The sequence below is a fragment of the Pseudomonas sp. OG7 genome (genome assembly GCF_014192825.1).
Classification (GTDB): domain Bacteria; phylum Pseudomonadota; class Gammaproteobacteria; order Pseudomonadales; family Pseudomonadaceae; genus Aquipseudomonas; species Aquipseudomonas monteilii.
Genome location: NZ_JACHYK010000004.1, coordinates 381,329 through 395,351 on the forward strand (window position 1 = coordinate 381,329; position 14,023 = coordinate 395,351).

Sequence of the window (14,023 nt, forward strand, 5' to 3'; positions counted from 1 at the left end):
CGTGAGGGCCCTTGAGGTTTCAGGATTTGAATTGCTCGGCCAGGCTGAACTGAAGATCTGCCTGGGAGCTCAGGTGGTCGCTGATGGCCGCCGTCTCAGTGGCGCTGACACTCAGATCGTCAGTGACCTGCCGGATGTTCGTGATGTTGCGATTCACATCCTCCGCGACAGCGCTTTGTTCCTCAGCGGCAGCGGCAATCTGGAGGTTCATCTCGCTGATGACAGAGACAGCATCGCTAATGGTTCTGAACGAACGGGCTGTGGCTTGGATCGTCTCATGGCTGACCTCGGCTTTGCTGTAGCTGCTCTGCATTGAGTTGACCACGCCCTCGGTACCGGATTGCAGGCGCTCTATCACCTCCCGAATTTGTTCAATTGACTCCTGTGTGCGCATGGCCAGGTTCCGCACCTCATCCGCCACGACGGCGAAACCTCTCCCGCTTTCGCCTGCACGGGCGGCCTCGATCGCGGCATTGAGAGCGAGAAGGTTGGTTTGCTGAGCGATGCTCCGAATCACTTCCAGCACGCTTCCAATTTCTTCGCTGTTGTCTGACAGTGACCGGGCTTCTGACATCGCGGCAGACAGGTTCTCCACCAGCGCGGTGATGTCCTCAGTGCTTCGTGCGATTGCTTGCAAGCCATTCTTTGCAGACTCATCGGCACCTTGGGCTGCGTTTGCTGCCCTGGCTGCACTTGCCGCTACCTCATGCGCAGTAGCACTCATTTCGTGTGAGGCTGTAGCGACCTGCTCGATTTCTCGAAGCTGCGACTGCATGCCGATGCTGGTTTCTTTGGCTATCTGGTTTGACCGGCTTGCAGTAGAGCGGGTTTCGACTGTTGCTGATCGGATCTTCTGAATGGTGGGCTGCAACTTGTCCAGGAAGAGGTTGAACCAGCGCACCAACTCACCGAGCTCGTTTTTACTGGTGTAATGCAGCCGCTTGGTGAGGTCTCCCTCGCCTTCAGCGATGTCCTTCAGCATGGCCGCCACTCCGCTCATGGGCTTGGTCAGCCCAGCTGCTATGAACCACATGGCCAAGGCCCCGATCAGGGCAGCAATCACGGCAATGATGGTCGAAAACACGGTGGATTCTTGTTGCAGATCTGACTGGGCTTTCTTCAGGGCGAGTGAGTCAGCGCTGGCTACCTCATTCGGAAGCGCCACACTGATCTTCCAGGGTGCGGAGCTGCTCAACTCCAGATTTTTGATGACCTTAAGTGAGTGGGGCTGTGCAGAGGAGGGGAGGTTGGAAGTCGACTCATCGAGCAGCTGAGTTTTCTTGCCAATAGATGCAGCATCGGCGCTGTTGGCAGCAATCAATCCCTGCCCGGTAGTGATGAGCAGGTCACCTTTTCCATCATAGAGCTGACGTTTCGCGTCTTCGGCGATCGTCTGCAGCGACGAGAGTGAGACATCGATGCCAGCTACACCGATGACCTCTCCGTCGGCCATGATCGGCGTTGAGATACTGGTCATCAAAATCTTGGTGCCGGAATCCGAACCGTAGAACGGCTCCAGGACACAGGTGCTCTTGTTCCTGTCTGGGCAGGACATGTAGTAGTTGGCAGGAAAGCCGGACTCGCCGACAGTTGCGTTCTTCAGGCTTTCTTCTTTAGTGGCTATGTTCACTGATCGGCCATCAGGCCTCACCCAATAGCTAGAAAACCTGCCTGCCTCATTGGAGCCTGCAGCCATGGAATTGATGAAACTGCTGTCGTCTCCCAGCTGGTTCGGGTACATGATGATCCAAAGCCCCAAAATACTGGGATGGGCTTCGAACAGCTCTTTCAATAAAACGTTCTGTTCCATGCGGATTTTTCTTACATCAGCTCCGATGCTGATGAGGGCGTGCATGGAGGAGGTCTGATGAGCCAGAAACTCAACGAGATTGATCTGGCTGTTGAAAGTGCCTCTAATTTTCTCTGTCTGTTCAGCTGACTTCGAATCTAAAACTTGCTGGATATTTTGAGAGATTATTTGGTTGCTGCTGCGGTAAGTCTGTTCGTTGTTCTCAGAGTTCCTTGATATCCCTATCGATGTGATCAAGATGATCACTGCTAATATGATGGTTAGTGATGCTAAGGTGAACTTTGTTTTGATTGCAAGGTTGTTAAGCATCTGATTCTGGCCCCTGTGTTTGTTATTCTGGAACGGCAGTGTGATTCTTCTAATGGTTGCAACGATCATGCGTACTAGGCGAACCTTGCACGCATGGGGCACTTCTAATTTATTTATGTGCTTCGGCCTGTTCGTATACGTTGAGCTAGCCTGTGGCGCTTAACTCTTCAGCTTGGTCTTGAAGGGTTAGCCATTGCTCTTCAAGATTGCTAATGAGCTGGCCAATGCTCTCTAGCTCCAGGGCGATTGTCTGGACTTCTGTATAGGACAACATGGGGCACAGCCGACCTTCAGCCAGAGCTTTATCCTTTTGTGCTTGTGTCAGGATCTGCTCTATTTCTTCCAATTCACGTTCGATGCTTTTTAGGCGCTTCGAGCTTACGCCGTGAGGCTGGCTTTTCGGTTGGCCTTGCGTCTCTGCAACGGAGTGCTCAGCCCGTCTAGCCTCAGTGTTCCGTTTGGACTCATCAATGAGGTAGCGTTGATAGTCTTCGAGGTCACCCTCGAAGGGAGTTACATCTCCTCGACCTACTAGCCAGAATTCATCGCAGACAGCGCGAAGCAGAGCCCGGTCGTGGCTTACAAGCATCACGCTTCCCTCGAACTGGTTGAGTGCTAGGGAGAGGGCTTCGCGAGTGGCAAGATCCAGGTGGTTGGTCGGCTCATCGAGTAACAACAGGTTTGGCTTCTGCCAGACGATCATGCAAAGCACCAGGCGTGCTTTCTCGCCACCACTCAGTGTCCCAACGGTCTGAGTGACCATGTTTCCGTTGATGTTGAATGTGCCAAGGAAATTCCGTAGCTCCTGCTCCCGGACGCTATAGCCGGCTTGTCCTGATTTGCGTGCCAGCTCCAGCATATGGTGGAGAGCGGTCTGCTCAGGATCCAAGACGTCCAATTCCTGTTGGGCAAAATAGCCAACCGTCAGCCCTTTTCCCTCGGTGATAGATCCAGCAAGGGGTTCTAGGTCACGCGCGATGGATTTAATGAAAGTCGACTTGCCTTGGCCATTCGCACCCAACACACCAATCCTCTGTCCGGCCAGTACGGTTTTGCGCACGCGGGTGAGGACTTTATGGCCAGGGCCGCCATTTGCTGTCCGATAACCGAAATCGGCATCGTCGATCGCGATCATGGGGTTTGGGAGATGGTCGGGCTCTTTGAAGGTGAAGGAGAATTCGGCGTCGGCGACTACCGCAGTGATCTTCTCGATGCGATCCAACGCTTTGATACGGCTCTGAGCTTGCCGTGCTTTGGTTGCCTTGTAGCGGAACCGATCAATGTATTTCTGCAGGTGCTGCATCTTCTCCTGCTGCTTTTCGTGGGCGGCTTGCTGCTGTTCAAGCTTCTGAGCACGCAGGAGTTCGAATGCGCTGTAGTTACCGCTATATCGGTTGAGTTGGGCATGCTCAAGGTGAATGGTGACATCGGTGACGGCATCCAAGAATTCACGATCGTGGCTGATGACCAGCAGCGTGCCTTCATACTTCTTCAACCAAGCCTCAAGCCAAACCAGGGCATCAAGATCCAGGTGGTTGGTGGGTTCGTCCAGGAGCAGCAGATCGGATGGACTCATGAGAGCCCGGGCCAGCTGTAGCCTCATCCGCCAGCCACCGGAAAAGCTATTCACTGGTTTTTCGAGGTCGCTTGGTTTGAAGCCAAGACCGAGGATGAGGGATTGAGCTCGGGCTGTTGCATCATGGTCGCCGGCATCAGCCAAGTCACTGTAGGCCTGTGCGATTGCCATTCCATCGTCGCTAGCGGTCGCACGCTCAAGCTCCTCCCTGACGCGCATGAGTACGACATCTCCCTGTAGGACGAAGTCTGTCGCGGCGTCCGCCGTCTCTGGCATGTGCTGGTCAACCTGAGCAATACGCCATTGACGGGGGAGGTCGAGCTCGCCAGCCTCTTCTTGAAGGATGCCGCAGATAAGGGCGAACAGCGTTGATTTGCCCGCTCCGTTCCTCCCGACCAGAGAGGCCTTCTCACCCGCATTGATCGTCGTGGTTGCGTCCTGCAGCAGCACCTTTGTGCCTAATCTCAGTTCAATTTTCTTCAGAGAAATCATTTGAGTGCCTGACTGCGGTGTGAGGTTCGACGGGCGCTACGGTCGAGTTGTTTGCTCGAAAATACCGAATGGTCAGAAAATGATACCATTAGGTTTTAAAATATGCATGATGGGTTCATGACTTGAGCCTGACGTGTGTGGGGCGGACGTCGCTGTGATTGCCACGTGCAGCTCTAAGCCTTGAAAGGAGCTGGGTACATGACAAGGGACAGTGCACATAGGCTCATTCGAGCGCTCCATCTCGCTTTTGAAAATGCTGCAGGTGATGACCGTGCTCTGGCGGTGGTGACCCAGGCGTTCACTGGTTACCAAACGAGCCCCTCGAAGGTTCAGCGGGTCAGGCAAACCTTGCCTGCATGCTCCCACCTCGGTGCCGCCCTGACCTCGGCATCCCGGGAACTGGGCCTTTGGGGAATTTCTGAGGCCTGCAAACTCATCGCGAGCGATCTGGACTGGTACCAGACCCACTCACTGTCCCATCCAAAGTCGGCATCAGCGAACTTCTGGATTGGGCACGCAAACGCCACCCTTTATGGCCCTGGCGGCCTGGTGAGCAGTGATAGGTTGAGAATTGGGATGAGCTTGCTCGCCCCAGACGTTCGTCACCCAGACCACAGCCATGCACCTGCCAAAATGTACTTGGTCGTCTCTGAAGGTGAGTTCCGCAAGGATGGAAGCGATTGGGCGGCGCCTGGATACAGAGGTTCGCTTTACACCGAGGCCGAGGTTGTCCATGCCATGCGCTCGGGGCCGAAGCCATTGTTGGCTTTCTGGGCGTTAGGTCACGATTTGTAGAGGTGTGCGAGTGGAGCGTCTTGGCGCGTGTGTAGGGGAGGGCAAAATTGCCCTCCCACTTACCTCAAAACGACTTCTCGACGCCGAAAATAACAGTGCTTGAACAAATGTCGTCGTAACCATTGAAGCTCATGCACTCTTGTCGCGAGAGATCTGTATCGCCATACGCTGCAGACCAAACGAAGCCAAAGAGCGACTTGCTAACTTTGGCCAGCCATAAATTGTAGCTGTCTCGGGTCTGCCCACTGCCCTTGACAAAAACTGGATCTTTGTAATCCACCTTGCCATAAGTGAGGTCTAGCTTAATCTCGTGTGGAAGATTGGCTGTATAGCCCGCAAAGCTGTAGAGATAGCTTTGATCATCAAAGAGATCGTCTGAGTAATATCCACCGATGTTGAAGCCGTATGCGGACAGCTTGGCATAGTATTCAGAGTAGTTGGAAAAAGATTGCTTTGGGTACTCGTATTGGTAGTAGGCGAGGTCAAGAGAGACATCGTCCGAGATCTGCCAGAAATATCCCGCGTAGTAATCTATTTCCTGGCGTGTCTTGCTGCCGTTTCCGAAGTCGACGTTGGACGACCACACGCCGGCGTACAGGCCGCTTGAGTGGATTAGCGTGGCTGACGCTTGTAAAGCAGGGTCTCCCTTGGTTTGCGACATACCTCGTGACCAGTAGTCGCTGAACACTCCAGCCGTCAGTGCAATCGAAAAATCATCGCTAAGTTGGGCGGCACTGGCGAGACTCGATGAAGCACCAATAAGCGAAGCTGCCAAGATGCTGAATCTTTTATTCACGTTTTTTTTCCTATTGTCGTGTATGCAGATTTCGGTGGATTGTTGTTTGCGCAGCTAGGTTGTTAACTGAAAATAAACCACTGGGTATGTTAAGATCATACTCGGTAGTCAGTATTTTTGGCGAGCAAACATGTGGTGCTCGTTCAGAGAACCTTTAATGGTTTCTTATGGAAATTGAGTTGTCCAGTCTCTGGCTGAAAGCCGGCTATTGATGTGTATCTGAAAGGGCTGAATCAGCCCGTTACTCAAGAAGTATCGCTCTCCAGCCGGTGGATGAAACAGGTTGGCCTGATTCAAGATATGTGTGATTGAGAGAGCCGACTGGAGCACTCGCTGTGTTAGACACAACAACCCGCCCCTCGTGATTGCAGAGTAGGCACTCCCGAGTTATACGTGACAGAGGCGTGGCCACGATTCGCTCAAAGTCACTGAGTCGAATATCTGCGGCACTCACCCCCAAGAATTGCTCTTGGACAATGATAGGTGTTGCTAACGTGATGATGTGTTTGTCGAAGTCCACATAGGGCCCTACAATTGCCGGGCGCCGTTGCGTCTTCGGGATTACCATCCAGTCAGCATTTGGGTACTCATAAAAATTGCCGCGCCATGGGTATCTTATGTTCGAATCATCTTGAATGATTCCGTCTGCATCGATCTCGATCCAGTTGAGCCAGAAGGGGGAGTTTTCAATTACGCCCTCATCCAGCACTATGCCCAAGGCATAAGCGTAGCTTCCCAGGTTTGTCAGGGAGCGAACCAAGTCTGGGCGGATTTTTGACAAACCAGATTCCGAAATGCCTTTCTTGGTTTTCTTTGAATTCGAAACCAGCAACTCAAAGCGATTTGCAAGCTTTTCCAACTCGACGAAAGTCGACTCGAAAACAGCACTGGCTGATTCTACCAACGGCTGCAACATTATGCGGTCTCTAACTTTTCGCCTAAAGTAGACTCTGAGCTCTGAGCAATCAGTTTCAATCTTAAGCGTACAAGATTGTCAAAAGACACACGAGTCCGTGACCGCGCCAAATTCCCGGCTTCGATGCCTTCACCTAGAGTGATTTTCTCAAGAATCTCACCGACGGTGGCAGCGCACAGGTCGGTATATTCTTGTTCTTCATGGGCCAGGGCCAATAACCAACCAAAATCTTCGTATACCTGCAGTGCCGCAGCGCTCAGCCGGACTGATTGCGCAACGGACGCTAGCTCGACGTCAAAGCGCGCATGGGCACGACAGGCTGTCAACGCATCCTTGGCCTCAGCAATCCTGGTTTTATACAAAACCAGCCGAGCAATATTGGCCGGTGAAGCTCTAGTAGCCGCAAGCTCTGCAGACTCGCCAAGCAACATGGCTTTCCAGTCCGCCAAATCTCTCAGTGTTACTGCCGAGAGCTCCTGTAGCCGACTCATGGCTTTCTCTCTCACGAGCTTTGAGGCGTGGTTTACAAACGTTCCTCCGCCTCGACCAGGCTTCGTATCTACCATGCCCTCCGCTCGGAGTTGAGCTAGTGCCTCCCTTAACGTGAACGCTGTCACGTGAAGCTCTTTGGCAAGCAGCGCTTCTTTGGGCAGCATCTCGCCATGCTGAAGAAACCCAAGATCGATGGCCGTGCGCAATCGTGCTATCACGGAGTCAACGCCAAATGTTTGCTCTGCTCGCAAAGCAAACATGGTCAGGCGCTGGGGATGGTTTACACCACTGATCATTGAGTCCTCATGGGAGTGCATTCGAGCCGGTTTCCTATTCTACCTAACTAAAGCTCCGGGTCGACGCTAGCGCTTGGAACCCTGGCCGGCCTTGCAGTGAGCGCCGGCTAGGGTTGTGGTGGTTAAGCGCCGTATCCGACGATCGCTTTGATCTCCAGGTATTCAGTGAGGGCGTGTGGCCCACCTTCTCGCCCATTTCCAGAATGCTTATAGCCGCCGAATGGGGCCATCACATCCCAGTGCGGGTAATTGACGAAGACCGATCCGGCGCGGAGCTTCCTGGCAACCGCGTTTGCTTTCGCTTTGTCACCCGACTGAACGTATGCGGCCAGGCCGTAATGGCTGGAGTTTGCATAGTCGATTGCCTGCTCTTCGGTATCGTAAGGGGAGATCACAAGCACAGGGCCGAAGATCTCCTCCTTCACAATGGCCATGTTCTCATGTGCATCAGCGAAGATGGTCGGCTTGGCGTAGAAACCTACAGCCAAGTGATCAGGTCGTCCCAGACCGCCTGCGACCAAGCGAGCGCCGTCCTGAATGCCGGACTCGATGAGGGTTTGCACCTTGTCGAACTGCATCCGGCTGGCGAGTGGGCCATATTCCGTTGAGGCGTTGCTTGGCTTGTCCACCACGGCTTCGTTTGCGATTTTCGCCGCGATTTCCAGTGCTTGCTCGTAGTGCTCTGCTGGAACGAGCATGTGAGTAGGGGCATCACAGGACTGCCCGCTGTTGCTGAGGCATACCGTTACGCCAGTCGCGACTGCTTGCTCCAGATCGGCATCTCGCAAAATGATGTTGGCAGACTTGCCGCCCAGTTCCTGGGTAACGCGTTTGACCGTGTCTGCAGCGGACTTGGCCACCTGAATGCCTGCTCGCGTTGATCCAGTGAAGGAAACCATATGGATGTCGGGGTGCCGCGAGATCGCGTCCCCCACTGTTGGCCCATCACCGTTCACCAGGTTGAACACACCTGCGGGTACGCCAGCCTGCTCAAGAATTTCTGCGAAGATGATGGCGTCGAGTGGGGCAATCTCACTCGGCTTGAGCACGACTGTACAACCAGCGGCAATCGCTGGAATGACTTTGCAGATGACTTGGTTGAGTGGCCAGTTCCAGGGCGTGATCAGGCCCACCACCCCGATAGGCTCTTTGAGGACTTGTGTGGTACCCAGCGACTCTTCGAATTTGTAAGTCCGGAGGATGTCGATCATCGCTTCGACGTGAGCGATACAGGTAAAGGTTTGTGCCTCTCGGGCGAACGTGATCGGTGCGCCCATTTCGCGGCTGATGATCTGAGCAATCTCTTCACGTCGCTCCTCCAGTCCACGTCGAATGGCGTCCAGCAAGGAGATACGCTCTTCGACCGTGCTTTTAGAGAAGGTGTCGAACGCTTTCGAGGCTGCTTTGACGGCGAGATCAACGTCTTCTTTTGTTCCCATCGCGATTTCGGCAAACGCTTCCTCGGTCGCTGGATCAATCACAGCAAGCAGCGAGGGTGTGGACAGTGCAGGTGCTACCCACTGTCCATCGATGAAGAATTTCGAATACTTCTGCATGTTGCTTAACTTCCATTCCTAAGGTGGCGTTGTTGGGCCGCAAGTGATAGCAACCCGTTGTAAGGAGTCAGATCTCTTGACGTCCGATCGCTCTGTAAACCAGAGGCGATGAGCGTTTTAGCCACAGGGCATAGACGCAGCCGAAGAACAGCGAGCCGAAAAGGAATGCGAGCAGGATCATGGCAACACTCTCGCTGCCTGTAAGCAGCCCGATGTTCTCGGTTGCCAACCACGCGGTCACGGACAGGCCGATGAGCGCGAGGGCAGGGGCTAGCTTCGTCTTCATGGCACTCACGCTGTTGGGCGTTTTGATGAAGAACACGATGACCGCCACCGTGGTCAGGATCTGGAGGATCAGCAACGTGTAACCGGCGATGCCGATGAGTGAGGCGTATCCCGAGTAGGGCTCCACTGCTGAGTAAATGGCGGCCAGCAGACTGGCCACAGTAATGACGGCGACCAGTCCAGAGGCGCGGTACGGCGACTCATGAGTGGGATGCACCGTGCTCAGTGCTTTGAACAAGACGCCGTCAACACTCAGTGAGTAGATGTACCGAGCCAGGATGTTATGGATGGCAAGTACACACGCGAAAATGCTGCTGCATACCAGGGTGTGGACGATGCTGACCCCCACATTACCCAGGTAGGCCTCAATGACAGCCATGCCGGCATTCGAAGGGTCGTTGATCGACTTATCTAGAGCTACGTCCGGCCCCCATCCCCAGATAAAGCAAAGCGTGGCCGAGGCGAACATCACCGACATGGCAATAATCGAGATGTAGGTTGCCCGGGGGACAGTGATTTCCGGATCGCGCGCCTCCTCACGGAAGACAGCGGTGGCTTCGAAACCTGCGAAACACGTGACACCGAAAAGAACCGCCAGGCCAATCGAGCCGGAGGTGAGGACTTCAGGGGTCATCCACGACAGTGACAGCCCGTTAGCTCCCCCATCTTGAAACACAGCGGCTTCCCAGACGAAGGTGATGATGACTTCGCACACGAGTGCCAGGGAAAGCAGCTTTGCTGAAAGCGAAATTCGGAAGTGGCCGAGCACTGCGACAATGGCCGCGAATCCTAGCGACCACTGCCACCAGGGCAGCTTCTCCAGACCGAGCCATGACAGCGAAATCGTCGAGAAGGTCACCCCCACGTAGAGATACGCCCCGATCAACATGAACGTGTAGGCCAAGATGGCCATGAATGCACTGCCCAGCCCCAAAGAGCGGCCCAGGCCGGCAGTGATGTACGCGTAGTACGCCCCAGCGTTGGGAACGTGCCGAGCCATCGTGGTAAAGCCGACGGCAAAAAGAAGCATCAATCCGCCTGCCGCCAGATAGGTGAGAGGAGCGCCCAGGCCGTTTCCCATGCCAATGATCACTGGAATCAAACCAATGATGATGGTCAGTGGAGCGTTATAGGCCAGCACAGTGAAAACGATGTCGAAGGTGCCGAGATTGCCACGCAGACGCTGTGATGATTGGTGCTGTTGTCGGGCCGTCATTGTGAGCCCTGCAGGTTCCGAATAACTCATAGATTCTATCCCCGTCTATGCAGAGGTGCCGCCAAGGTGAGTTGGTGCTTGATGCGAATGCAGGCGTCTCAGGACTGGTATTAGCCCGTCCGAGCGTTTGTCTGCGTGGGTGAGATCAGCCGCACGGGCCGCCCTGGCAGTAGGGGAAGAAAATCATTAGAGGAGCGGGACTCTGCCGTCCAGGCCAAGCTGCCGGCGGAACCTGTTTTTATTGTTCGAACACACTGTTGGACATCCCTGACCGACTCTTCGCGCATGCCACAGCTGTTAAGGCCCGGCTCCAATTCGCCCCCTGATGGCGGGGTTAGGAATGCCGTCACTGCGTCACGTCCGATGACGTTGATCGTTGTCATTTTCATGCCTCTTATTTTTGTGAAGCGCAGGAAAACCTGTGCCGGCTTTAAATCTACGTCCACAAATATTTTTAGACAAGTGCTTTTTTGCTTGGTAGCTTGAAGGGGTAGTCAGGCGAATCTTAAGTCAGCTAGGTCTGGCGATATCCTGGCCAAAATTGGGCAATTTCATGCTATTTCGCATCTTTTTGAGGCGAAATTTGCATGGCTCAGTAGGGCCAGGTGCTGTCGTCAACCGAGGGGCCTATGGCTTTTCCAGTTGAAATCGTGCTGAAGCCGGGACTGCTCCAAGGAGCGCATGACTGACGTGAGTTGCCGATCTGGCAGTGAAAAATCGAACAAGAAGGTGAGCGAAATGAGTGCAGTGAAGGGTGGCGGGTACGACTACATCATCGTAGGCGCCGGCTCGGCGGGGTGTGTGATGGCTAACCGTCTAAGTGAGGATCCCAACATCAACGTGCTGGTCATCGAGGCAGGTGGGCCTGATCGGAAATGGGATTTTCGCATCCAGATGCCTGCTGCCCTTACGTACCCTTTGGTCGGAAAAACCTACAATTGGCAGTTCCTGACCGAGCCCGTTCCGGAGTTGCGCAACCGCAGGGTTCCGTACTTCAGAGGAAAGGTATTGGGTGGCTCGTCGACCATTAACGGGATGGTTTACATCCGTGGTAACCCGATGGATTTCGACAACTGGGCGACGGATCCAGAGCTGGCCCATTGGTCTTACGCACACTGCTTACCGTACTTCAAGAAATCGGAAAGCTATGACCAGGGCGAGAACGAGTATCGCGGTGGGGCGGGCCCATTGCATGTGACCAAAGGTTTCGGTGCGAGTCCGCTGTACCAAGTCTTCGTTGAAGCGGCCCAAGAAGCCGGCCACGCGCACGTTTCCGACCAGAACGGCTACCGGCAAGAAGGCTTCGGGCGGATGGATATGACCATTCACAAAGGGGTCAGGGAAAGTGCTGCCCGCGCATACCTTCACCCTGTGATGTCGCGCCCGAATCTCACGGTGATCACCGGGGCTCTGGTTCGTCGTGTCGTTTTCGAGGGCGACAAAGCGGTCGGTATCGCACTGCGCAGCGAGAACCGCGAACAGGTCATCCGCTGTGATGGTGAGGTCATCTTGTCAGCGGGTGCGATCCAGTCGCCTCAGTTGTTGATGTTGTCTGGTGTGGGCCCGGAAAACGAGCTGAAGAAGCATGGGATTCCGGTGGTATGTAACTCCCCAGGCGTGGGCAGGAACCTCGGTGATCACATCGAATATATCGTGGCCTATGACTGTCTCAAGCCGGTTTCGTACTACAAGGAGTTGAAGCTGCATCGCCAGGCTGCGATTGGTGCGGAGTGGTATGCGACCCACACCGGGTTGGGAGCATCCAATTTCTTTGAAGCTGGTGGTTTCCTGCGCTCCTCTCCTGATAAACCCTGGCCAGACGTACAATGCCACTTCGTTGGAGTCGCGGCGGAATACAGCGGGCGAATGGCAGCCGAAGGCCATAGCTATCAGGTTCATCTCGGCCCGCAGCGCCCTCTGAGCCGTGGGTGGATCAACCTGGCGTCCTCTAATCCTGAGGATGCGCCGCTGATTCAGCCCAACTGGCTCACAAAGGAGCAGGATTGGATTGACTCAAGAAATGCCATTCGCTCGACCATCGAGATTATGGAGCAGGATGCCTTCAAACCGTATCGCGGGAAGATGCTCAAGCCGTTGCAAACCGCCATGCACGATGAGGGCCTGAACGACTTTATTCGTGACCATGCTGAAAGTGGCTACCACTTCTGCGGAACCTGCAAAATGGGCAGTGGTGCTGATGCTGTCGTCGATGGCCAGCTGCGGGTCAAAGGGGTGCGTGGCTTACGAGTTGTCGACGCCTCTGTGATGCCTGAGGTGACCAATGGGAACACTAACGCGCCGACGATCATGATCGCTGAGAAGGCAGCGGACATGATTCTCGGTCGCCAGCTACCGCCATCCAGCGCGAAATTCTTCAAGGCGGAACCGGAGTACGCGTAACTGGAGAGGGGGGAGCCGGACGACATCGTGTTTGCCATTCTCTCCCTGGAATCGGAAGATTCAAAGTTCATGATGGGCAGCGAGCTCGTATCGATGGCGGTTACGCCGCCGAGTAACATTGAGGCCACTCGTCCTTGGGTCGGACTGTAGCTCTGACTTACAAGCCACTCGGCAGCCATAAGGCACGAGTGGCTTTTTCTTGCTCCAATGAAGCTGAGCTCGGGCACTCCTTTGCATCGCGCCATTTCCGCCCATCTGGCGGCTATGGATATTCGCACCGCCTGGGAGCTGGCCCATGCCGACGCCTGGTCGCTCAGAAAGCAGTTCAGCGTGGTGCTGGAAAAGACAGTCCGCGAGCTTGGTGGTACCACCTGCCTCGAACTCGACGAGCCCGATCCGCCGAAACAGGAGATTTGCTCTAGCCGCATGTTCGGTACCCGGCTGACCGAGCTGGCTCCGATCAAAGAGGCCGTGGCCACCTACACATCGCGTGCCGCTGAAAAGCTCCGCTCCCAGCGGTCGCTTTGCAAGCGCCTACGGGTGAGTATCCGCACGGGGATGTTCAATCCGGATGAGGCCAAGTACGCCAACGGTGTCTTGATCGAATTGCCTTATCCAACGGACGACACGCGTTTGCTGACAAAAGCGGCGCAGGAGGGCGTGGAGCGGGTGTACCGGGAGGGCTTCCGGTACAGCAAGGCAGAGGTGCTGCTGCTCGACCTCAGCCAGCCGAACGAGATCACCGGTGACCTGTTCGCGGCGGCTCAGCCAATAGCGAGTGAAAAGCTGATGGGCGTGCTCGATGCCGTAAATGGTAGATGGGGTAGGGGTACCATGCGGCTGGCCAGCGTGCCTATCGATCCCAGCTGGGGGATGCGCCGGGAGATGATGAGCCAAAGCTACACGACAAAAGTGGACGAACTATGGACTGTTTACTGCAAATAGGCGGGTCGTGAGCATGCCGTCAAAATAGGGCAGTCATGGTGGAGTAGGTCTGCATTTACTCCGCCTGATTAACGTTGGTACTTAGCGGTAGCTGGTGTCGCCGATGTAGACGTTTGAGCGACAGGTTCATCATAGGCTA

General features: G+C 54.8%; 9 protein-coding genes and 2 pseudogenes. 3 read left to right on the forward strand and 8 right to left on the reverse strand.

The features are described from left to right. Positions 1-19: 19 nt before the first annotated feature. The 3 genes and pseudogenes from FHW75_RS27165 to FHW75_RS12545 form a co-directional block, all read right to left on the reverse strand. Complete coding sequence (locus FHW75_RS27165; protein ID WP_371919679.1) at positions 20-775, reverse strand: methyl-accepting chemotaxis protein; 756 nt, start codon at positions 773-775, stop codon at positions 20-22. Positions 776-877: 102 nt separating this feature from the next. Continuing rightward, a pseudogene (locus tag FHW75_RS27170) lies at positions 878-2,188 on the reverse strand (HAMP domain-containing protein); the annotation flags it as partial. A gap of 76 nt (positions 2,189-2,264) precedes the next feature. Beyond that, positions 2,265-4,187 (reverse strand): ABC-F family ATP-binding cassette domain-containing protein, encoded by a 1,923-nt coding sequence (locus FHW75_RS12545; protein WP_183673788.1) that lies wholly within the window; start codon positions 4,185-4,187, stop codon positions 2,265-2,267. Between the two features lie 198 nt (positions 4,188-4,385). Here FHW75_RS12545 and FHW75_RS12550 point away from each other — a divergent pair, with 198 nt between their 5' ends. After that, entirely contained in the window at positions 4,386-4,982 is a 597-nt protein-coding gene (locus tag FHW75_RS12550; RefSeq protein WP_183673791.1) for a dimethylsulfonioproprionate lyase family protein, read from the forward strand. Positions 4,983-5,046: 64 nt separating this feature from the next. On the opposite strand, the gene FHW75_RS12555 is transcribed toward FHW75_RS12550, so the two are convergent. From FHW75_RS12555 to FHW75_RS12575, 5 genes are all read right to left on the reverse strand, one after another. Beyond that, entirely contained in the window at positions 5,047-5,778 is a 732-nt protein-coding gene (locus FHW75_RS12555; RefSeq protein WP_183673794.1) for a TorF family putative porin, read from the reverse strand. A gap of 241 nt (positions 5,779-6,019) precedes the next feature. Further along, a complete protein-coding gene (locus FHW75_RS12560) occupies positions 6,020-6,694 on the reverse strand; it encodes a cache domain-containing protein (protein WP_178085885.1) in 675 nt (224 codons plus the stop codon). Beyond that, positions 6,694-7,482 carry a FadR/GntR family transcriptional regulator gene (locus tag FHW75_RS12565; RefSeq protein WP_183673797.1) on the reverse strand — a complete coding sequence of 263 codons (789 nt, stop codon included), beginning with the start codon at positions 7,480-7,482 and terminating at the stop codon, positions 6,694-6,696. Before FHW75_RS12565 ends, FHW75_RS12560 begins: the two co-directional genes overlap by 1 nt. A 122-nt stretch (positions 7,483-7,604) precedes the next feature. Beyond that, a complete protein-coding gene (locus FHW75_RS12570; protein ID WP_183673799.1) occupies positions 7,605-9,038 on the reverse strand; it encodes an aldehyde dehydrogenase family protein in 1,434 nt (477 codons plus the stop codon). 67 nt (positions 9,039-9,105) lie between these two features. Then, the gene (locus FHW75_RS12575; RefSeq protein ID WP_233687878.1) at positions 9,106-10,569 is read right to left on the reverse strand and encodes an APC family permease; all 1,464 of its coding nucleotides are present in this window, start codon (positions 10,567-10,569) and stop codon (positions 9,106-9,108) included. 708 nt (positions 10,570-11,277) lie between these two features. Between FHW75_RS12575 and FHW75_RS12580 the strand changes: the two genes are divergently transcribed. Together FHW75_RS12580 and FHW75_RS12585 are read left to right on the forward strand one after the other, a co-directional pair. Next, positions 11,278-12,939: a choline dehydrogenase gene (locus FHW75_RS12580; RefSeq protein ID WP_088512373.1), complete on the forward strand. Its 1,662-nt coding sequence runs from the start codon at positions 11,278-11,280 to the stop codon at positions 12,937-12,939. A 237-nt stretch (positions 12,940-13,176) separates the two neighbouring features. Further along, a pseudogene (locus FHW75_RS12585) lies at positions 13,177-13,884 on the forward strand (DUF4113 domain-containing protein); the annotation flags it as partial. Positions 13,885-14,023: the final 139 nt, after the last annotated feature.

Bases quoted from the DNA above. Each gene is read 5' to 3' on its own strand.
- FHW75_RS12560 (WP_178085885.1), bottom strand. From the start codon at position 6,694: ATGTTGCAGCCGTTGGTAGAATCAGCCAGTGCTGTTTTCGAGTCGACT.
- FHW75_RS12565 (WP_183673797.1), bottom strand. From the start codon at position 7,482: ATGATCAGTGGTGTAAACCATCCCCAGCGCCTGACCATGTTTGCTTTG.
- FHW75_RS12570 (WP_183673799.1), bottom strand. From the start codon at position 9,038: ATGCAGAAGTATTCGAAATTCTTCATCGATGGACAGTGGGTAGCACCT.
- FHW75_RS12545 (WP_183673788.1), bottom strand. From the start codon at position 4,187: ATGATTTCTCTGAAGAAAATTGAACTGAGATTAGGCACAAAGGTGCTG.
- FHW75_RS12550 (WP_183673791.1), top strand. From the start codon at position 4,386: ATGACAAGGGACAGTGCACATAGGCTCATTCGAGCGCTCCATCTCGCT.
- FHW75_RS12575 (WP_233687878.1), bottom strand. From the start codon at position 10,569: ATGAGTTATTCGGAACCTGCAGGGCTCACAATGACGGCCCGACAACAG.
- FHW75_RS12580 (WP_088512373.1), top strand. From the start codon at position 11,278: ATGAGTGCAGTGAAGGGTGGCGGGTACGACTACATCATCGTAGGCGCC.
- FHW75_RS27165 (WP_371919679.1), bottom strand. From the start codon at position 775: ATGCAGTCGCAGCTTCGAGAAATCGAGCAGGTCGCTACAGCCTCACAC.